This is a genomic window from Streptomyces sp. NPDC038200, from assembly GCF_055600785.1.
In genome coordinates this window covers 17628-38310 of the sequence record NZ_JBVJYH010000011.1, presented here as the reverse complement: position 1 = coordinate 38310, position 20683 = coordinate 17628, and the positions used below count along the sequence as shown (strand labels likewise).

Here is a 20683-nt window from a genome sequence, read left to right as displayed (position 1 = left end):
CGCCGGTCAGCCCTGAGCCGACAGCCGGGCGGCCACCGCCCTGCGGTCGGTCTTGCGGTTGGCGTTCAGCGGGAACGCGTCCAAGTGGGTGAAGGACCGCGGCAGCATGTAGGCGGGCAGCCGGTCCGCCAGCCGGGCGCGCAGTTCCAGGGGGTCCTGCGGGGTGCCGGTGTAGGCGGCGGCCAGGACCGGTTCGGCGCCCTCCGCCGTCCGCACGGTCACCACGGCCTCGGCGACCCCGTCCGTCTCCCGCAGGACCGAGCGCAGGGCGGCCTCCACGTCCCCCAGCTCGATCCGGTGGCCGCTGATCTTCACCTGCTGGTCCAGTCGGCCCAGGTGCAGCAGGTTCCCGTCGGGGCCGCGCCGGACCCGGTCGCCGGTGCGGTAGTACAGGTCCGGGCCGGGCGGGGTGCCCTCCTGGTGGACCGTGCCCCGCCGGCCGTCGAAGCGGACGAAGCGGCCCGGGTTCTCGGCCGGGTCCAGATAGCCGGGGAAGCGCTGCGAGCCGCGCAGGCACAGCTCGCCCTCCTCGGCCGGGTGGCCGTCCTCGTCCAGCACCAGGGCGTCCAGGTGCGGATAGGGCGCGCCGATGGGCACCGTGCCGTTGGCGGTGGCCGGCCAGTCCGCGGGGTCGGCGGGCAGCCGGTACTGGGTGCAGGCGACGGTGACCTCGGTGGGGCCGTAGAGGTTCTCCAGGATGCTCGCGGGGGCGGCGGAGCGCCAGACGGCGGCCTGCTCCAGGGTGAGGGGTTCGCCGCCGAACAGGGTCCAGCGCAGCTCCGGCATGGCGCCGGGGACGAGGTCGCGCAGCCGGCGGCCGTAGGTGATCACCGAGGGCACGGAGAACCAGTGGGTGATCCGCCGCTCGCGGACGAAGCGGGCCGGCCGGGCCAGGTCCGCGCGGCCCGGGACGACCAGCGCCGCGCCCGCGCTCCAGGCGGTGAACATGTCCCACGCGGTGGGGTCGAAGGTGAGGTCGAAGGTCTGCGAGACCCGGCTGTCCGGGCCGAAGCCGTACCGGTCGAGGGCGTGGTCGAGCAGCGCCGCCGCGTTGCTCTGCAGCACCGGGACGCCCTTGGGGGTGCCGGTGGAGCCGGAGGTGAAGACGATGTACGCGACCGCGTCGGGGCGCGGCTCGTACGGTGGCAGCCCGGCGTCCGGGGCCTCGGGCGCCGGCTCGGTGAACGGCAGGACCGGGCAGCCGAAACCGGCCGCCTCCGCCGGGCCGGCCGCGTCGGGGCCGGCGAGCACCGCGTCCAGCGCGGCCCGGTCCGCGATGGTGGCCAGCCGGGCCGGGGCGACGTCGGGGCCGAGCGGTACGGCCGCCGCGCCCAGCCGCTGCGCGGCCAGGTAGGAGGCGTAGGCGGCGACCGAGCGGCCGGCGAGGACGCCGACGCGCTCGGGGCGCCGGCCGCCGAGGGCGTCGAGCAGCCGGGCGGCGGTGTGCTCGGCGAGCCGGCGCAGGGCCGCGTAGTCCAGCACCCGGCCGCCGGTCTCCAGCGCGGTCCGCGCGGGGTGGGCGGCGGCGGAGGCGGCGAACCGTTCGTAGAGGGTGGGGCGGTCAGCCACGGTCGCTGTCCTCCTCGGCGGCGGTGTCCTCCGGGCCGGGGGTGACGTAGGCGTCGTAGTAGACGGGCGTGCCGAGGAACGACGAGGTGAACACGCCGCCCACCCGGGGTCCGGAGACCGCCAGGTGCACGTAGGAGAAGACCGGCACGAGGGGGACGTGGTCGCGGGTCAGCCGCTCGTCCAGGGCGGCCCAGCCCTCGGCGGCCCGGTCGGCGGGCAGCGCGGACAGCCGGGCGATCTCGGCGTTGACGCCGGGGTCGTCCAGATAGGTGTAGTTGGCGTTGCCGGTGGGGCGCAGGGTGCTGCCGTCGAAACCGGTGAGCAGGGTGGCGGCGCCGGGCCAGTCGGCGGCCTGGCACATCAGGTACAGGTCGTGTTCGTGACCGCGGGTGAGGACGGCCGCGTTGTGCCGGGGCCGTTCGATCTCGGTGATCTCCACCCGGAAGCCGGCCGCCTCCAGCGAGCGCTGCACCGCCCGCGCACCGGCGGTGAAGTAGGCGCCGTCCCGGCTGAGCAGGCGCAGGGTGTGCTCGTACCGGTCGGCGGGCAGGCCGCGCGGGCCGCCCGCGTGCGGGTCGGGGTAGGGGCGGTGACCGAGGGTGGCCGGGGAGAGGATGGTGTGGGTGACTTCGCCGCCGGTGGCGCCCGTCATGGCGTCGCGCAGCGCCGCCTTGTCCAGGGCGCGGGCGATCTCCCGGCGGACCTCGACGTCCGTCACCCGGGCCGTGTTGATCGCCAGGTACCAGACGAGCGGGGTGGGGTCGCGGCGCAGCCGGGGGGCGAGCGCGGGATCGTCGGCCAGCAGCGCGGCGACGTCCTCGGGGGCGTTGTTCTCGGCGACGGCGAAGGCGTCGGCGCCCTCGCCGGCGCGGGCCCGCAGGTTCTGCTCGCCGGCCCCGACGGCCAGTTCGATCTCGACGCGGTCCGGGTGGTCGTGGCGTACGGCGTCGGTGGCGGGGTCCCAGTGCGGGTTGCGTTCCAGCACCAGCAGCTCGCCGGGCCGGTGGGCGGCGATCCGGTACGGGCCGGAGGCGAGCGGGGCCTTGCCGTAGCTCTCGCCGGTGTCGGCGTCCCGGGGCACCGGCACGGTGGTCACCAGGGCCGCGGCGAACGGCAGGTCGGGGCGCGGCTCGGGGAAGCGGAAGACCAGGGTGCGCGCGTCGGGCACGGTCAGGCCGGGCACCTCGTCGGTGCCGTCGGTGAAGGGGCCCGCGTAGGGGCCGGCCGCGCCCAGCCACTCCTGGAGGTGGCCGGGTCCGCCGGACAGGGACTCCTCGAAGGAACGGGCGATGCCGTGGGCGACGTCGGCGGCGGTGATCGGGCGGCCGTCCTCGTAGCGCAGGCCCTCCTTGAGGGTGAACTCCCAGGTGCGGCCGTCGCCGTCGACGTCCCGGCCGGGGTGCTCGGCGAGGTCGCCGACCAGCTGCCAGCCGCCCCGCCCGTCCTCGGCGAACATCGTCAGCGTGCGGTACAGCAGGTGGCCGAGCGCGGTGGCCTGGAGGGTCTGGATGCGCTGCGGGTCGAGGTGGTCGTAGTCGGCGTCGCGCAGGATGCGCAGGGTGCCGCCGCGCACGGCGTGCGGCACGGGGCGGGCCGGGCCGCGCGAGGCGCTCGGGTCCCGGGCGATGGCCGCCTTCGGCGTGGACGTCGTACTCATGGGTGTGCTCCGGGGAGTGCGGGCGGGCGGAAGGAGGGGTCGGGGGCGGCGAAGGCACCCTCGGCGAAGACCAGCGGCCGGACGCCGTCGAGCGGGCCGAAGGCCTCGGCCCGGCCGACGACCAGGACGTGGTCGCCCGCCGGGTGCACGGCCTCGACGGAGCAGTCGAAGAATCCGACGCCGTCGGTCAGCACCGGGCAGCCGGTCGCCGGTCCCGGCGTCCACGGGTCGGCGGCGAACGCGGCGGTCCCGGCGGGACGCGCGGGGTCGGCGAACCGGCGGGCGGTGGCCGTCTGCCGGTCGCCGAGCACCGTCACCGCGAACCGGCCGGCGGCCGGCACCCGTTCGAAGGCGCGGGAGCCGACGCCGACGCCGACCGCGACCAGCAGGGGGTCGAGGGACAGGGTCAGGAAGGCGTTGGCGGTCATGCCGTACGGCTCGCCGTCCGTGACCGTGGTCACCACGGTCACCCCGGTCGGGAACCGGCTCGCCGTGCGCCGGAACAGCGCGGTGCGTTCCGCGGTGGCGGCCGCCGTCACGCGGTCGCCTCACGCAGCTCGTTCAGGTGCTCCAGGCCGGCCAGGACCCGGTCCTTCCCGACGCCGAAGTCGATCAGGCAGGCCAGTTCGTCCACCCCGGCCGCGCGCGCCCGCTCCACCACGGCCGCGGCCTGCGTGACCGTGCCGAACAGGCCGCTGGTCGTGTAGTAGGTGTCGAAGGACCGCCGGACCAGGAAGTCGATGTCGGACTCGCGCAGCTTGTCGGGGTCGAAGCCGGACAGGATGCTGCCCGCGGAGCGGGCGATGAGCCCGAAGGAACTCTTCAGGTACGCGGTGAACGGCTCGCGGACCGTCTCCTTCACCTGCTCCGGGTCCTCCCCCAGATAGGTGTGCAGCATCAGCGCCACATGGCCGGGGCGGCCGTCGTGGCCGGGGCGGGCGGCGAGTTCCTTGCGGTACAGGGCGATCTTCTCGGCGAGCTGGTCGAAGTCCTGGCCGAGCAGATGGGTGAGCACCCCGGCCCCGGCCCGGCCCGCGGCCCGGAACGTCTCCGGGCCGCCCGCGCTGGTCACCCACACCGGCAGCTCGGGCTGCACGGGCTGCGGGAAGACCCGCACCTCGGCCGGGTTTCCGGCGCCGTCGGTGACGGACAGCGGCTCGCCCCGCCACAGCGCCCGCACCTGCTCCAGGGTGTCGAGGACGGCGTCCTTGCGGCCCGCGTAGCCCTCGGGGCGCAGCGCGAAGTCGACCGCGTTCCAGCCGGAGGCCAGGGACAGGCCGACCCGGCCGCCGGAGAGGTTGTCGACGACCGCCCACTCCTCGGCGATGCGCAGCGGGTGGTGCAGCGGGGCGACCACGCTGCCGGCGCGGATCGCGACCCGCTCGGTGACGGTGGCGACGGCGGCACCGGTCACCGACGGGTTCGGGTACAGCCCGCCGAAGGGGTGGAAGTGCCGTTCGGGCGTCCACACGGCGGAGAAGCCGTGCGTGTCGGCGTACTTGGCGCCTTCGAGCAGCAGGTCGTAGCGTCCGCCGCCGCTGCCGTCGCCGCCGCTGCCGTCGGCGAAGTAGAAGAGGCTGAAGTCCATTGCGGGGCCTTCCGTGCGTGGGTGCGGGGCGGTCAGCGCACGCTGAGCGGGCGCAGGTCGGTCCAGACGGTCTCGATGTGCGCGAGCGCCTCTTCGCGGGTGCCCGCGAAGCCGGTGGTCCGCCAGCCGTCGGGCACGGGCAGCAGGGCCGGCCACACCGAGTACTGCTCCTCGTGGTTGACGACGACGAGGTGGCGCGGCTCGGCGCCGGCGGTGTCGGGGGTGTCGTACGGCTGGGACATCAGGCGTCTTCCTTGCTCTGCGAGGGGCTCTGCGACGGACTCTGCGACGGGCTCTGCGGGGAAAGGACGATCTGCTCCGGGAGGTCGAAGCGGATCCGGGCCAGCGAGGACAGGGCGAGCGGGACCAGCGCGGAGGACAGGCCGATCGCGGTGATCAGGACGGTGCCGCGCAGGCCCACCGCGCTGCCGAGGAAACCGCCGGCGAGGGCGCCGACGGGCGCGATGCCCATGGCGACGAAGCGGTTGGTGGCGGCGACCCGGCCCTGGAGCGAGTCGGGGGTGAGGGTCTGCCGGATGCTGAGCACGGTGACGTTGTTGGCGACGCCGAAGGACGCGAACAGGAAGTTGATCAGCATCAGGGTGCCGACGGCCAGGACTCCGGAGCCGTGCACGGTGGAGATGCCGAGCATGACGAGGTTGGCGACGGCCGCGGTGGCCAGCATCGTGCGGCCGTAGCCGAAGCGCTGCGGCAGCCGGCCCGCGAAGGCCGCGCCGACCAGGAAGCCGGGGCCGAGCGCGGCCATCACCAGGCCGATCTCACCGGCCGACAGGCCCAGCGTGCGGGGCATGAACTGGACGAAGGCGACCTCAAGTGCCGTGAACGACAGGTTGAAGATCGACGCCATGACCGTCATGGCCCGCAGTGGTTCGTTGCCGAAGACGAACCGCAGACCCGCCCACACCTCGCGCAGCGTCCCCGCGGGCGTCGCGCTCCCGGCGTGCTCCGCGCCGTCCTCCCGGTGCCGGATGCTCGCCACCGTCACCGCCGAGACCAGGTACGACACGGCGCCCGCCAGCACGGCCACCGGTGCGGTCAGCCACTGCACGAGCACACCGCCGAGCGCGGGCCCGCCGATGGTGGCCGCGGACTGGCTGGCGCCGAGCGCGGAGTTGGCCCGGGTGAGCTGCTCGCGCTCGACCAGCCGGGGCAGATAGGCCTGCCCGGCCACGTCGAACAGCACGCTGCCGCAGCCGGCGAAGAAGCCGAGGACGTACAGCCAGCTGATGCCGAGCCGGTCCGTCCAGTACAGGACCGGCACCACGGACAGCACGAGGGCGCGGCCGAGGTCGGTGGCGATGAGGATGTTCCGCCGCCGGACCCGGTCCACGAGCACGCCCGCGAACAACGAGACCAGCAGGTACGGCAGTTTGACCACCGAGGTGAGCAGGCCGACCTGGGCGGAGCCCGCGGACAGGGCCAGCACCGCGACCAGCGGCAGGGCGAGTTCGCTGACCTGGGCGGCGAACAGGGAGGCGGTCTGGCCGGTCCACAGCCGGGTGAAGTCGGCGTTGCGCCACACGCTGGGGGCGTCCGCGGCAGCGGACTCCCCCGCGGTCGCCTCGGCCGGCTCCCCGGGTGTCGCCCCGGCCGGGGCGGCGGCCGGCGAGACGCCCGTGGCGCCGACCGTCTCGGCGACCGCTTCCCCGGCCTTCACGACCGCTTCCCCGACCGTCTCGCCGGCCCTCTCGCCGGCCGGGTCGCCGGCCCTCTCGTCGGCCGGGTCGCCGACCGTCTCGTCGGCCTTCTCGCCGGCCGTCACGGCGTCCGTCATGAGGTGCTCCTACGCAGGGGTTTCGATGGGTCAGGACGCGGCGACGACACCGCGCGGCCGGCCGTCGGCCGCGTCCTCCAGGCGGCGCGCGACCTCGGGGACGTTGGGCTGTTCGAGCATGCTGAAGTGGTCGCCGGGCGACTCGTCGATCAGCAGGGTGCCGCCGACCCGGGGCTGCCAGCCCATGTGCCAGCCCTCGAACAGCTCGGTCTCGGCGCGGACCAGCACCGCGTCGCCGCGCAGCGGCTCGCGCGGGGTGTCCCGGTAGGTGAGCAGGGCGCGGGCGTGCCGCGTGTACAGCTGCACCAGGCGGCGCAGGTCCTCCACCGAGCGGGCGTCGGCGCGCTCGTCGGTGGTGCCCTGGGTGAGCCGGACGACGTGGGCGAGCCGCTCCTCGGGGTCGAGGGCCTCCAGTTCGGCCTCGGTGACGTCGAGCCGGCCGGCGAACGCGCCGAGGATGGCGGCGGACTCGCTGGTGGCGTAGCGGGGCGGGACCGGGTCGTCGATGCTGGCGCTGATGATCGTCAGCATGCCGACCTCCTCGCCGGCGGCCTCCAGCTGGCGGGCCATCTCGTAGGAGACCATGCCGCCCATGCACCAGCCGCCGAGGAAGTACGGGCCCTCGGGCTGGACCGTGCGCACCTCGGACAGGTACAGCGCCGCGATCTCCTCGACGCTGTCCGGGCGGGGCACGTCGGGGCCGGCGTACTCCGGGGCCTGGAAGGCGTACAGCGGGCGCTCGGGGTCGAGGACGCCCACCAGTTCCGAGTAGCAGAAGACGCTGCCGCCGAGCGGGTGGACCAGGAAGAACGGCGCCTTGGTGCCGGTGGAGCGCAGCGGCACCAGCGTGGACGCGGCCTGCCGGCGCTCCCCGGTGACGATCTCCGCGAGCCGCTCGATGGTGCCGCCCTCGAACAGCGCGGCCACCGGCACCTCCACGTCGGTGATCTCCGGCAGCCGCAGGATGACCCGCAGCGCGGAGATCGAGTTGCCGCCGAGGTCGAGGAAGGCGTCGGTGACGCCGACCTCCGGGACGCCGAGGACGTCCCGCCAGATCGCGGCGATGGCCTCCTCCACGGGGGTGCGGGGCGCGACGAAGACGCCGGCGGTGGTCTCCTCGCGGCCGGGCGCGGGCAGCGCGAGCCGGTCGACCTTGCCGTTGGGGGTGAGCGGGAAGGCGTCCAGGACGACGAAGGCGCTGGGCACCATGTAGTCGGGCAGCGCGCCGGCGGCCAGTTCGCGCAGTTCGGCCGCGGCCGGCGCGGTGTCGCCCTCGGGGGTGAGGTAGGCGGCGAGGCGGGCGTCGCCGGGCTGGTCCCGGCGGGCCATCACCACGACCCGGCCGACCGCGGGGTGCCGGGCCAGCACGGTCTCGATCTCGCCGAGTTCGATCCGGAAGCCGCGCACCTTGACCTGGTGGTCGGAGCGGCCGAGGAACTCCAGGCGGCCGTCGGGCAGCCACCGCGCCACGTCGCCGGTGCGGTACATGCGGGCGCCCGCCGCGGGGGCGTAGGGGTCGGGCAGGAAGCGGTCGGCGGTGAGGTCGCCGCGCCGGGAGTAGCCGCGGGCCAGCCCGTCACCGGCGATGTACAGGTCGCCGGGCACGCCCTCGGGCACGGGGGCGTAGGAGGCGTCGAGGACGTAGACGCGGGTGCCGGCGATCGGGCGGCCCAGGGTGACCGGCTCGTCGGCGCGGACCCGGTCCAGGGCGGACCAGATGGTGGTCTCGGTGGGGCCGTAGGCGTTCCACACCACCGGGAAGCGGGCCGTCAGCTCCCGCGCGAGGTCCTCGGGCAGCGCCTCGCCGCCGGAGATCACCCGCAGCCGCTCGTCGCCGCCGAGGCCGGCCTCGATCAGCAGCCGCCAGCTGGACGGGGTGGCCTGGACGACGGTGGCGCCGGAGCGCTCGACGGCCTCGCGCAGCCGGGGTCCGTCCACGGCGATGTCGGGGGCGACGATCAGTTCGGCGCCGGTCAGCAGCGGCAGGTACACCTCCAGGGCGGCGATGTCGAAGGAGAGCGAGGTGACCGCCAGCAGCCGGTCGTCCTCGGTGAGTTCGAGGTCGCGGCCGAAGGAGAACAGCAGGTTGAGCAGGGCCCGGTGCGGGATCTGCACGCCCTTGGGGCGGCCGGTGGAGCCGGAGGTGTAGATGGTGTACGCCAGGTGCTCCGGGCCGGCCTGGGGCAGCGGGTCGGTCTCGGGCCGGCCGGCGGCGACGGCGCGGTCGACCTCCAGGACGACCGTGCCCTCGGGCGCGGCGGGCGGGGCCAGGCCGGCGCCGGTGAGCAGGACCGGGACGCGGGCGTCGGCGAGCATGTACTCCAGGCGTTCGCGCGGGTAGCCGGGGTCCAGCGGCACATAGGCGCCGCCCGCCTTCAGCACCGCGACCAGCGCCACGATCAGCTCGGCCGAGCGTTCCAGGTGGACGCCGACCAAGGTGTCCGGGCCGACGCCGAGTTCGCGCAGGTGGTGCGCGAGCCGGTTGGCCCAGGCGTTGAACTCGCCGTAGGTGAGGGCGGTGTCGCCGAAGCGGACGGCGGTGCGGTCGGGGTGTTTGGCGGCCCGCTCGGCGAGCAGCTCGGGCAGGGTGCGGTCCAGGTCCCAGCCGGCCGCGGTGTCGTTCCACTCGGTGAGCAGCCGGTGCAGGTCGGCGGTGGGCAGCAGCGCGGTGGTGTGCACGGCCGCGTGCGGGTCGGCGGTGAGCGCGCCGAGCGCCTCGGCGTAGTAGCCGCCGACGGTGGTGACCCAGGCGTCGGTGAACTCGGCGGCGTCGTAGTTGACGCGCAGCCGGACCTCGCCGGTGACCGGGTCGGTGCCGAAGTTCGCGGTGAACGGGAAGTTGGTCTGCTCGAAGAACTCGCCGCCGGTGACGGCCACCTCGTCCAGCGCCATGTCGTAGCTGCGGAAGCTGCGGTGGTCGACGACGGTCTCGAAGAACTGCGGCCGGCGCAGGTCCTGGAGCATCCGGGCCAGCGGGTAGCGGCGGTGCGGCAGGGCGCCGGACTCGGCGGCGTGGATGCGCTGGGCCAGCTCGATCCAGCTGGCGCCGGTGACGTCCACGACGAGCGGGAGCGTGTTGAGGAACAGGCCGACGATCTGGTCGCCGTCGGCGGTCTCCGGGCGGCCGTTGCCGACCAGGCCGGTGACGACCCGGCCGCGGCCGGACAGCAGGGAGAGCACGCGGGCGTGCGCGGCGAACATCACCGCCTTCACCGGCACCCGCGCCTCGGCGGCCACCGCGCGCAGCCGCTCGCCGAGCCTCTCGGGCAGCGGGACCTCGTGCACGCGGGCCTCGCGGACCGGGGACAGGGCGGCGTCCTCCGTGCGGGGCAGGCCGGTGAAGTCGGTGTCCTCCAGCAGGCCGGCCCAGTAGGCGCGGGACTCCTCGCTGGCCAGGGCCTGCTGTTCCAGCGCCAGGTAGTCGCGGAAGCGGGTGGCCGGGGCGGTCGCCGGGTCGGGGCGGCCGGCCAGCCGGGCGTCGTAGCCGGTGATCAGCGCGCTGGTGACCAGGGACAGGCTCCAGCCGTCCAGGATCGCGTGGTGGAAGCTCAGGTTGAGCCGGAAGTCGTCGTCGGCGAAGACGTGCACGTGCAGGGTGAGCAGCGGGGCCCGGGTCAGCACGAACGCGGTGGCCTTCTCCCGTTCGGTCCACGCGGCCACGCGCCGGTCCTGCTCGGCCGTGTCGAGGCCGCGCAAATCCTCCACGGTCAGCGGGGTCTCGACGGCGGAGTGCACCAGCTGCATCGGGGTGCTGAACCGGGTCAGGTCGAAGGAGCTGCGCAGGATGTCGGCGCGCTCGATCACCGCGGCCAGCGAGGCGCGCAGCGCGGTCTCGTCGAAGCGGCCGGAGAGCCGGATGGCGGAGATGTCGTGGTAGGTGGGGGTGTCGCCGTCGGCGTGGCTGTGGAACAGCATGCCGGACTGGAGCAGGGTCAGCGGGTAGGCGTCGACGATGTCGGCGGCGGGGGTGCTGGCGTCGTGGCTGGGCACGGGGTTCCTTCCGGGGTGCGGGCGTCGGGGCGGCGGGCGGGCGCGAGGCTGGGCGTACCGGGGCCGGGTCCGGGGGGATGGAGTCGGCCCCGGTACGGGCTTGTCAGGACCGCAGGCGGGCGAGGTCCTCCGGGGACAGCAGGCCGAACGCGGCGACCTCCTGCCGGGCGGGGCCCTCGTCGGCGCGGTCGGCGAGCCAGCGGGCGAGGTCCTCGACGGTCTGGCTGGTGAACAGCTGCTGGAGCGGGATGTCGTGCCCCGCCTCGCGGGCCAGGCCCACGATCCGCACGGCGTGCATGGAGTCCCCGCCGATCTCGAAGAAGTTGTCCCGCACCCCCACCCGGTCCTGGCCGAGGACCCGCTGCCACAGCCCGGCCAGCAGTTCCTCCTCGGGCGTGCGCGGCGCGACATGGGCGGCGGCGGTGACGGCCGAGCGGTCGGGGGCGGGCAGCGCCGCCCGGTCCACCTTGCCGTTGGGGCTCAGCGGCAGCGCGTCGAGGACGACGAAGGCGCTGGGCACCATGTGCTCGGGCAGCCGTTCCCCGAGCCGGGACCGCAGTTCGGGCACGCCCGGCGCGGTTCCCGTGCCGCCGCTCGCGGTCAGATAGGCGACGATCCTGCGGTCGCCCGGCCGGTCCTCGCGGACCACGGCCACCGCCTGCCCCACGCCGGGCAGGGTCAGCAGGGCCGCCTCGATCTCGCCGAGTTCGATGCGGAAGCCGCGCACCTTCACCTGGTGGTCGGCCCGGCCCAGGTACTCGACATGGCCCTCGGCGTGCCAGCGGGCGATGTCGCCGGTGCGGTACAGGCGGGCGCCGGGCGGCCCGAACGGGTCGGGCACGAACCGGTCGGCGGTCAGCGCGGGCCGCCCGCCGTAGCCGCGGGCCAGCTGCACCCCGCCCAGGTACAGCTCGCCCGGCACGCCGACGGGGGCGGGCCGCAGCCGGGCGTCCAGGACGTAGGTGCGGGTGTTGGCGATCGGTGTGCCGATGGGCACGGCCGCGCCCGCCCAGTCCGGCCGGGAGGACCAGCGGGTGACGTCGACGGACGCCTCGGTCGGCCCGTACAGGTTCTCCAGCGCGGCGCCGGGCAGGGCCTGGTGGAAGCGGCGCGCCAGGTCGGCCGGGAGCGCCTCGCCGCTGCACACCACCAGCCGCAGCGAGCCGCAGTCCACGGCCCGGCCGGAGCCGAGGAAGGTGTCCAGCATGGGCGGCACGAAGTGGCAGACGGTGACCCGCTCGTCCCGGACCAGCCGGGCGAGGTGTGCCGGGTCCCGGTGCCCGCCGGGCGCGGCGAGCACCAGCCGGGCCCCGGTCAGCAGCGGCCAGAACAGCTCCCACACCGACACGTCGAAACTGATCGGCGTCTTCTGCAGGACGGTGTCGGCGCCGGTCAGCCGGTAGGCGTCCTGCATCCAGCGCAGCCGGTTGACGATGCCCCGGTGCGGCACCTGCACGCCCTTGGGGCGCCCGGTGGAACCGGAGGTGTAGATGACGTACGCCAGGTGGTCGGGGCCGGTGAGGGGCGCAGGATCGGTGCCGGGGAACCCGTCTCCGGCGTGCTCGGCGTGCTCGTCCACGGCCACCACGGTGACGCCGTCGGCGGCGAGCGACGCGCCCGTGCCGGGATGGGTGAGCAGCACCGGCGCGCCGGCGTCGGCGAGCATGAACGCCAGCCGCTCGCGCGGGTATCCGGGGTCCAGCGGCAGATAGGCGCCGCCCGCCTTGAGCACGGCGAGCAGGGCCACCATCAGCTCCGTCGAGCGCTCCAGGTGGACGCCGACCACGGTGTCGGGGCCGACGCCGAGGCCGCGCAGCCGGTGCGCGAGGGCGGCGGCCCGGCGGTGCAGCGCGGCGTACGACAGCTCGTGCCCGGCGAACCGCACGGCGGGCGCGTCCGCGTGCCGGGCGGCGGCCTCGGCGAGCAGCCCGGTCAGGGTGTCGTCCGCGGGCCAGTCGACGCGGGTGTCGTTCCAGCCGGTCAGGAGCCGGGCGCGCTCGGCGGGGCCGAGCGGGTCCAGCAGGGGCACGGCGCCGGCGGGGTCGGCGGCGACGGCGGTGAGCACGTTGGTGAAGTGCTCCACGAACCGTTCGACGGTGGCCGCGTCGAACAGCTCCACGTCGTAGTCGAGCCAGCCCACCAGCTCCCGGCCGGTGTCGATCATCCGCAGGTTGAGGTCGAACTGGCTGTTGGCGGCCGACACCTCCACCAGTTCACCGGTCACCCCGGGCACGTCGAGGGTGCCCAGTTCGACGTTCTGGAGCGCGAACAGCACCTGTACCAGCGGGCCGCGCGACAGGTCCCGTTCCGGGGCCAGCTCGCTCACCAGCCGCCCGAACGGCACCCGCTGGTGGGCGAAGGCGTCCAGGGCGGTGTCCCGGACCCGGCCCAGCAGTTCCGCGAAGGCCGGGTCGCCGTCGAGGTCGACGCGGAGCGGCAGGGTGTTGAGGAAGCAGCCGAGCAGGTCCTCGAACTCGGCGCGCGGCCGGTTGGCGACGGGGGTGCCGACCAGCAGCCGCTCCTGCCCGCTCCACCGGGACAGCACGATCGCGTACGCCGACAGCAGCGTCATGAACAGGGTGGCGCCGTGCCCGCGGGCCAGTTCGCGCAGCGCGGCGGAGGTGGCCGCGTCCACGGTGAGCCGGCGGCGGGCGCCCCGGTGGGCGCTGACCGCGGGGCGCGGCCGGTCGGTGGGCAGCTCCAGCACGCGGGGCGCGCCGTCGAGGTGGCCGCGCCACCAGTCGACCAGCCCGTCCAGCGCGGGGCCGTCCAGCTCGGCGCGTTCCCAGCGCGCGACGTCCGCGAACTCCAGCTCTCGGGGAGGGAGTTCCGCGCCGGTGTAGGCGGCGGACAGCTCGCGCAGCAGCACCCCGAAGGACCAGCCGTCGAAGACGACGTGGTGCGCGGTCAGGGCCAGGACGTGCTCGTCGGTGCCGGTCCGGTACAGCGCCGCGCGCAGCAGCGGGCCGTGCGTGAGGTCGAAGGGTTCCTTGACGCTCGCCATCGCCGCGGCGACCCCGGCCGCCCGCGGGTCCGGCCGGCCGGTCAGGTCCGCGAACCGGAGAGGGACCCGGGCGCCGGGCAGGGCCCGCTGGCGCGGGGAGCCGTCGGGGGCGGGTTCGACGACCGTGCGCAGGACGGCGTGCCGGGCCACCACGGTGTCCACGGCCCGCTGGAGCGCGGACCGGTCGAGCGGGCCGTGCAGCCGCAGCACGAGCGGCATGTTGTAGGCCGCGTCCCCGGGCCGCAACTGCTCCTCCAGCCAGAGGCGTTCCTGCGTCCAGGACAGCGGTGCCGGTGCGGCGGGGTCGGTGCGCGGGAGGTCGTCCGGACCGTCCGCCTCCTCACCGGCGTCGAGGAGTCCGGCGAGCGCGGCCACGGTCGGCCGGGCGAACAGGTCCTGGAGGGTGAGCCGTTCGGCGGCCGGGCCGGGGAACGCCCGGCGGATGCGGGCCAGCAGCCGGGTGAGCAGCAGCGAGTGCCCGCCGAGGGCGAAGAAGTCGTCGTCGGCGCCGACGCGTTCGCGGCCGAGCACCGCCCGCCACTGGGCGGCGAGCCGTTCCTGCACGGGTCCCTGCGGGGCGGTGTAGCCGCCGGTGGCGGCCTCCGCCCGGTGTGCCAGGAGTCGCAGGGCGGCCCGGTCGGTCTTCCCGTTGGCGGTGAGCGGCAGGGCGTCCAGCACGACGTACGCGGAGGGCACCTGGTGTTCGGGGAGCCGCCGGACCAGCGCGGCGCGGACCTCGGCGAGGTCGGGGCGTTCGCCGCCGGTGGCGAGGAAGGCCACCAGCCGGTGTCCGTCGTCCTCGTCGGGCACGGCCAGTACGGCGCTCTGCGCCACCGTGTCCAGCGCGTCCAGCGCCGCCTCGGTCTCCGCGGGCTCCACCCGGAAGCCGCGCACCTTGATCTGCTCGTCGGCCCGGCCGAGCGGCTCCAGCAGCCCGTCGGGGCGCAGCCGGGCGAGGTCGCCGGTGCGGTAGACGCGGTCGCCGGGGCGGCCGGGGAACGGGTCGGGCCGGTATCCGTCGCCGGCGCCGTCCTCGGCGTACCGCGCCAGGTACGGGGTGCGGACGACGAGTTCGCCGATCTCGCCGAGCCCGGCGGGGCGGTCGCCGGCGAGCACGAGCAGCTGGACGCCCTCGATGCCCGGCCCGAGCGGGACGGCACCGGCCGGAGCGGTGTCGGCGGGGTCGCCCGCGCGGTGGGCGACGTGCACGGAGACGGCCTGCGGGGTCTCGGTGGCGCCGTACAGGTTCAGCAGGTCGGCGCCGGGGGCGAGGCGGGCCCAGGCGCGCAGGGTCCGCCCGGTGAGGGTGTCGCCGCCGAAGCCGGCCAGCCGCAGCGCGGGCCACTCGGTGCCGGTCTGGGCCGCCTGGTCGGCGAGGGCGCGGCCGAGCGCCGGGGTGAGGTGGACGACGGTGGGCGCGGCCTCGGCGAGCCAGCCGGCGAGGGCGGCGGTGTCGCGTACGTCGGCGTCGGGGAAGACGGCGGCGGCCCCCGCCCACAGCGGGGCGAGGACGTCCCGCAGGAACGGGTCGTGCCCGAGGCCGGAGAGGACCGCGAAGCGGTCGCCGGGTCCGAGGTCGAAGGTGCGGGTGTACCAGTCCAGGAAGTGCCCGAGCGGCCGGTGCGTGCCGATGATCCGGCGGGGCCGCCCGGTGGTGCCGGAGGTGAAGGCGACGTAGGCGTCGTCGTCGGGGCCGGGGGCGGGCAGGGGGACGCCGTCGAGCAGGCCGCCGGCGGGACGGGCGCCGGGGTGCCTTTCGGCGGGGCCGGCGTCGGAGTGTCCGTCCGGGTGCCCGGCCGCCGTGGGGGCGGGGTGGGCGGTGGCCTGGTCCGTGTCGGGGCCGACGTGCAGGACGGGGCCGTCGGCGAAGGCGGGCAGCGGGTGGCCGGGGGCGCAGGCGAGCCAGGCGCGCGGGGCGAGGGCCGCCGCGCGGGTGCGCAGGGTGTCCTCCGGGTAGCCGGCCTCCAGCACGGCGAAGGACGCGCCGGCCCGCAGGACGGCGAGCAGTCCGAGGACGGTGGCCGGGTGCCGGCCGGCGTGCACGGCCACCACGTCCCCGGGCCGCACCCCGTGCTCGGCCAGCTGCCGGGCCAGCCGGGCGGTGTCGCGCTCGGTCTCGGCGTACGTCCACACCCGGCCGCCGCCGATCAGGGCGGGCGCGTCCGGGGTGGTCGCGGCGTGCTTGGCGAGCCGGTCGGCGAGCGGCTCGGGCGCGACGGAGTCGAGGCGCGCGGCCGGGTCGGGCAGCAGCGCGGCGGACCGGGCGCCGGCCAGGTCGAACGCGTCGGCGGACCGGCCGGGGTCGGCCGCCGCCTGCGCCAGCACCGCGCGGACCTGGTGCAGCAGTTCGTCGACGCGCTCGGGCTCGTACAGGCCGGCGTCGTACACCGCCTCCAGTTCGTAGCCGCCGTCGGGGCGGGCCGCGGCGTACAGCGTGAGGTCGAACTTGTTGTCGACGTCCCCGAACGGCAGCTGCGTGACCGTGCAGCCGGGCAGTTCGGGGGCCGCGGCGGGCGGCAGCAGGTTGAAGAACACCTGCACCAGCCGGCCGCGGGACAGGTCGCGCTCCGGGGCGAGGTCGGCGACCAGCCGCCCGAACGGCACGCGCTGGCGGGCGAAGGCCGCGAGGGCGTCCGCGCGGACCCGGGCGAGCAGGTCCGCGAAGGGCGGGGCGCCGTCGGCGTCGCCGCCGAGGTCCACCTTCAGCGGCAGGGTGTTCAGGAAGCAGCCGACGACGTCCCGGCTGCCCGCTCCCCGGGTGGCGGCCGGGGTGCCGACGATCAGCCGGTCCTGGCCGGTCTGCCGGGCCAGCACCACGCCGAACGCCGTCAGCAGGGTCATGAACGGCGTGGCCTCGTGCGCGCGGCCCAGCTCGCGCACCGCCTGCCCGGCCGCGGGGTCCAGCTCCAGCCTGCGGCTCGCGCCCCGGTGGCCGCGTACGGCGGGCCGGGGGCGGTCGGCGGGCAGGTCCAGCACCCGCGGCACCCCGGCCAGGTGCTCGCGCCACCAGGCCACCAGCTCGTCCGCCGCGGCCTCGCCGTAGCGCTCGCGCTCGGCGCGCACGGCCTCGGCGAAGCTCTGCCGCGGGAGCGGGAGCCGGGCGGCGGGGTCGGCGCAGAGCAGCGACAGTTCGGCGAAGAGGACCGCGAAGGACTGGCCGTCCGCGATCAGGTGATGGGCCGACAGCAGGAGCAGGTGTCCGTCGTCGGCGTAGCGCACGGCGAGGACCCGCAGCAGCGGGCCGTGCGCCAGGTCGAAGGGCTCGCGGGCGGCGCGGCGCAGCACGGCGTGCGCGGCGTCCTCCGGGTCGGCCGTGGCGCGCACGTCCTGGGTGCGGACGGGGACGGTCACGGTGTCCAGCACCTGCTGCCGGGGCTCGCCGTCCACGGTGCGGAAGACGGTGCGCAGGGCGTCGTGCCGGGCCACCAGGGTGCCGACGGCCCGGCGCAGCGCGGCGAGGTCGAGCGGGCCGCGCACCCGCAGGGTGACCGGCATGTGGTAGGCGGTGTCGCCGGGGCGCAGCTGCTCCTCGAACCAGATCCGCTCCTGGGTCCAGGAGAGCGGGCCGGCGGAGTGGTCGGTCATGTCAGGTCCTCGGGTACGCGGGCGGGGGGTACGGCGTGGGGGCCGGCCAGATCGGTGAGCGCGGCGGTGAACAGGGCGGCGGCCTCGGCGAGCGTGGAGGCGGGCACCAGGCCCTCCGGGGCCGTGACGGCTCCGGTGAACGTCGCTCCGTCGTCCCAGAGTTCGCAGGTCAGCTCGGTCTGTGCGCCGAGTGCGGGCGCGGGCAGCGGGGTGAGGACCGGGCCGGCCGCCGGGGCGGGCTCCGGTGTCCGCTGGAGCACCAGCAGGTTCTGGTAGAGCGGGGTCCGGCCGGCGGGCGGGCGGGGGGCCAGCGGGGCGATCTCGTCGGTGCCGAGCGCGGTGTGCGCGAAGACCTCCAGCAGCCGTTCGCGGACCAGCGCGAGCAGGGCGGGGGTGTCCAGCGTGGGGTCGGCGGTGATCCGGACGGGCAGGCCGTTGGCGAAGTAGCCGACGGTGCGCTCGTGGCCGGCCGGGCGGTCCTCCACGATCGTGCCGACGGCCAGGTCGCCCTGCCCGCCGAGCTTGGCCAGCGCCCGCCACCAGGCGGCGAGCAGGGGTACGAGCACGGGGTGCCGGGACCGGGCGGCCTCCTGCCGCAGCCGGCCGACCGTCGCCGCGTCGACCCGTACCGGATGCGTGACGAGCGGCCGGGACAGCAGCTCCCGCGGCGGCAGCACCGTGCCGCCGGGCCAGTCGGGCGCGGTGAGTCCGGCGAGCCTGCCGCGCCAGAACGCGCGCGCCTCGTCGGCGCCCTCGCGGGGGCCGGCGGTGGGCGGCGCCGGGGCGGGCGCGGGGGTGCGGCCCGCGTAGGCGGCGGCCAGGTCGGCGACCAGCACCTCCTCGGACCGCCCGTCGTACACGATGTGGTGTACGGCGACGAGCAGCAGCCCGCGCCCGCCGCCCGCGTCGAGCAGCCCGGCGGCGAACAGCGGCCCGGTCTCCAGGTCCCGGACGAGTGCGAGGAGTTCCCGGGTCAGCTCGTGCTCGGCGGCACCGGGTGCGCCGCCGTGGTCCGTGCGCAGGAGCAGCGGTGGCGGGGCCGGCCGCGCGGCCACCGCCCGCCGGGGCCGGCCCGCGTGCCGGGGGAACGTGGTGCGCAGCGCCGGGTGCGCGGTGGCGACGGCGGCGAGGGCCCGCCGCAGCCGCTCCGGCTCCACGGGCCCGTCGACGGCGATCCGCCCGACCACGACATGCCCGTCGGCCCCGGGCGCGATCCGCGCGGCGAGCCAGAACCGCCGTTCACCGGCCGACAGTTCCCCGCTCCCCGCTGCCGCCCCGCTTCCCGCTGCGGGCGCCGTGCTCCCGCGCGTCGCCGCGGCGAGTTCCTCCAGGGCCGTGACGGTCGGGTGGTCGTAGACGTCCTTGGCCGTCAGGCGGGTGCCGAGGAGGCGGCTCAGGCGGGTGGCGATGCGCAGGGCGTGCAGGGAGGTGGCGCCCGCGGTCAGCAGGTCGTCGGTGCCGGTGAGGCGGGCCGTGCCGAGGATGGCGCGGACCTCGCGCAGGGCGGGTGTGCCCGTCGCCGGGTCCGCGTCCGCCTGCGCCGCGGAGTCCGCCGCGTGCCGGGCCCGTGCCCACTCCTCCACCGCCCGCAGATCCGCCTTGCCGGTGGGGCCCAGCGGGACGGGGTGGAGGTGGAGGTAGCGGTCCGGGCGCAGGTAGGCCGGGAGGGTCTCGGCGGCCGTCCGGCGCAGCGTCTCCTCCGGTACGGACGCCCCGTTCTCGCCGGCATAGGCGCAGACCGTGCCGGTGACCGTGCCGTGCGCGTCGCGCAGCGGCACCAGGAAGGCGTGCCGGACACCGGGGAACGCGGCGATGCGGCGCTCCGCCTCGCCCGGCTCCACCCGGTACCCGCGGATCTTGAACTGGCGGTCGGCGCGCCCCACGTACGACAGCAGGCCCGTGTCGTCCATGCGGACGCGGTCGCCGGTGGCGTACGCGCGGACCGTGCCGTGTCCGGGCAGGGCGAGGCGGGCGAAGCGGCGGGCGTCCTCCTCGGGCCGGTTCAGATAGCCGAGCGCGAGCCCGTCGCCCGCGACCCACAGCTCGCCCTCGGTGCCGTGGGGCACCGGCCGCAGCGTGCCGGGGTCGACGACGGCGAGCAGGGTGCCGCGCAGCGGCCGGCCGACCGGGATGCCGTCGGGGCGGTGGGTGTCGGCGGGGCGGAGGTCGTGCGTGCTGACGAAGACCATGGACTCCACGGGCCCGTAGCCGTTGGTGACGCGCAGCCCGGGGTGCCGGTCGAGGAGGGCCGCGAGGTGCGGCGGGGAGAGCCGTTCGCCGCCGCACATCAGATGCCGCAGGCCGGTGAAGGCGCCCGGGTCCTCGTCCACGATCAGGTTGACCAGCGAGCTGGTGAGCCACAGGGTGTCGGCCCCGTGCTCGGTGACGAGGGCCCGCAGCGCGTCCGGGGTGACCAGCGGCTCGTCGGGGACGACGCAGGTCCCGCCGTTCATGAGCGGCCCGAACACCTCCATCGCGCCCGCGTCCCAGTACGGCGCGGCGAGCAGCGGCATGACCGTGCCGGGCCCGAACTCCGCGTAGCCGCCGTCGACGAAGGTGCGGACGAAGGCGCGGTGCGGGACGACGACGCCCTTGGGCCGGCCGGTGGAGCCGGAGGTGAAGAAGACGCAGGCGGGGTCGTCGGCCCGCACCTCCGCGGGGTCCGGCCGGACCGCCCCGGTCCGCACGGCCCCCGGCTCGGGCATCCGCACCACCCGTACGGCGTCCGCCGCGCCCGCCGGCAGGGCCGTGCCGCCGGCCGCGTCGAGGATCACCCCGGCGTGTACGTCCTCGACCACCCCGCGCAGCCGGGCCGCCGGCCATGCCGGGTCGACCGCGGCGTAGGCGGCGCCGGCCAGCAGGACCCCGAGGGCGGCGACGACGAAGTCGGCGCCGGCCGTGGCGGCCACCGGGACGATCGTGCGGGGCCGGACCCCGGCGTCCGCCAGCAGGTCACGGACGGCTCCGGCCCGCGCGGTCAGCTCGGCGTAGGACAGCCGCATGCCGCCCGGACCGCGCAGGGCGGTGGCCCGCGGGGTCCGGACGGCCTGCCGCAGCACCGCCTGGTGGGCGGTGGCGCCGGCCGGGACGGGGCGGGCCGGGCCGGCGGCGACCGAGGGGCGCGGCGGCCGGGTCATGACGTGCCGGCCGCCGCGCCGAGCAGCAGCGCCAATTCGGCGGGCGTCGACTGGAGGACGGCGGTGAAGTCCGCCTCGATTCCCCAGAGCTGCTCGACATGATCGACAACGAGCACCGCGTGGAACGAGTCACCGCCCTGGGCGAGGAAGGACAGGTCGGCCCGTATTTCGGTGCCCAGGACGTCGGCGAACAGCTGTCGGACACTTTCCGTGGTGATTTCGGGGGTGATGCCGAGTTGATTCATGGGGCTTTCTCCACAGTCCGTGACGGGTGAGGTGGGGGGAATCCAGGAATCCGCCGGATTCCTAGCCCCAACCGCTGTCGCCGGCCGTGCGCGCGCCGATGGCGGCGGACTCG

Annotated in this window: 10 protein-coding genes; all 10 read right to left on the bottom strand. The window is 76.2% G+C overall.

Annotation, left to right across the window (positions count from 1 at the left end; translation table 11 throughout):
* Positions 1-6: 6 nt before the first annotated feature.
* Positions 7-1569 (bottom strand): AMP-binding protein, encoded by a 1563-nt coding sequence (locus ACZ7KF_RS22750; RefSeq protein WP_471077891.1) that lies wholly within the window; start codon positions 1567-1569, stop codon positions 7-9.
* Positions 1562-3226 carry an ABC transporter substrate-binding protein gene (locus ACZ7KF_RS22745; RefSeq protein ID WP_471077888.1) on the bottom strand — a complete coding sequence of 555 codons (1665 nt, stop codon included), beginning with the start codon at positions 3224-3226 and terminating at the stop codon, positions 1562-1564. Before ACZ7KF_RS22745 ends, ACZ7KF_RS22750 begins: the two co-directional genes overlap by 8 nt.
* Positions 3223-3765 carry a flavin reductase family protein gene (locus tag ACZ7KF_RS22740; RefSeq protein WP_471077886.1) on the bottom strand — a complete coding sequence of 181 codons (543 nt, stop codon included), beginning with the start codon at positions 3763-3765 and terminating at the stop codon, positions 3223-3225. Before ACZ7KF_RS22740 ends, ACZ7KF_RS22745 begins: the two co-directional genes overlap by 4 nt.
* On the bottom strand, positions 3762-4814 hold the full coding sequence (locus ACZ7KF_RS22735; protein ID WP_471077883.1) for a MupA/Atu3671 family FMN-dependent luciferase-like monooxygenase: 1053 nt from the start codon (positions 4812-4814) through the stop codon (positions 3762-3764). Before ACZ7KF_RS22735 ends, ACZ7KF_RS22740 begins: the two co-directional genes overlap by 4 nt.
* Before the next feature lie 32 nt (positions 4815-4846).
* On the bottom strand, positions 4847-5056 hold the full coding sequence (locus ACZ7KF_RS22730) for an MbtH family protein (protein WP_471077880.1): 210 nt from the start codon (positions 5054-5056) through the stop codon (positions 4847-4849).
* Positions 5056-6609, bottom strand: coding sequence for an MFS transporter (locus ACZ7KF_RS22725; protein ID WP_471077877.1), 1554 nt, complete (start codon positions 6607-6609; stop codon positions 5056-5058). The genes ACZ7KF_RS22730 and ACZ7KF_RS22725 overlap by 1 nt, the downstream gene beginning before the upstream one ends.
* A gap of 30 nt (positions 6610-6639) precedes the next feature.
* Positions 6640-10599 carry a non-ribosomal peptide synthetase gene (locus tag ACZ7KF_RS22720; protein ID WP_471077874.1) on the bottom strand — a complete coding sequence of 1320 codons (3960 nt, stop codon included), beginning with the start codon at positions 10597-10599 and terminating at the stop codon, positions 6640-6642.
* Positions 10600-10702: 103 nt separating this feature from the next.
* Positions 10703-17188 (bottom strand): amino acid adenylation domain-containing protein, encoded by a 6486-nt coding sequence (locus ACZ7KF_RS22715; protein ID WP_471077871.1) that lies wholly within the window; start codon positions 17186-17188, stop codon positions 10703-10705.
* Entirely contained in the window at positions 17185-20325 is a 3141-nt protein-coding gene (locus ACZ7KF_RS22710; RefSeq protein ID WP_471077868.1) for an amino acid adenylation domain-containing protein, read from the bottom strand. Before ACZ7KF_RS22710 ends, ACZ7KF_RS22715 begins: the two co-directional genes overlap by 4 nt.
* The gene (locus ACZ7KF_RS22705; RefSeq protein WP_225824763.1) at positions 20322-20570 is read right to left on the bottom strand and encodes a phosphopantetheine-binding protein; all 249 of its coding nucleotides are present in this window, start codon (positions 20568-20570) and stop codon (positions 20322-20324) included. The genes ACZ7KF_RS22710 and ACZ7KF_RS22705 overlap by 4 nt, the downstream gene beginning before the upstream one ends.
* Between the last annotated feature and the right edge of the window lie 113 nt (positions 20571-20683).

Coding starts and splice junctions, on each gene's coding strand:
- ACZ7KF_RS22745 (WP_471077888.1), bottom strand. CDS start 3,226: ATGAGTACGACGTCCACGCCGAAGGCGGCCATCGCCCGGGACCCGAGC.
- ACZ7KF_RS22735 (WP_471077883.1), bottom strand. CDS start 4,814: ATGGACTTCAGCCTCTTCTACTTCGCCGACGGCAGCGGCGGCGACGGC.
- ACZ7KF_RS22730 (WP_471077880.1), bottom strand. CDS start 5,056: ATGTCCCAGCCGTACGACACCCCCGACACCGCCGGCGCCGAGCCGCGC.
- ACZ7KF_RS22725 (WP_471077877.1), bottom strand. CDS start 6,609: ATGACGGACGCCGTGACGGCCGGCGAGAAGGCCGACGAGACGGTCGGC.
- ACZ7KF_RS22715 (WP_471077871.1), bottom strand. CDS start 17,188: ATGACCGACCACTCCGCCGGCCCGCTCTCCTGGACCCAGGAGCGGATC.
- ACZ7KF_RS22710 (WP_471077868.1), bottom strand. CDS start 20,325: ATGACCCGGCCGCCGCGCCCCTCGGTCGCCGCCGGCCCGGCCCGCCCC.
- ACZ7KF_RS22705 (WP_225824763.1), bottom strand. CDS start 20,570: ATGAATCAACTCGGCATCACCCCCGAAATCACCACGGAAAGTGTCCGA.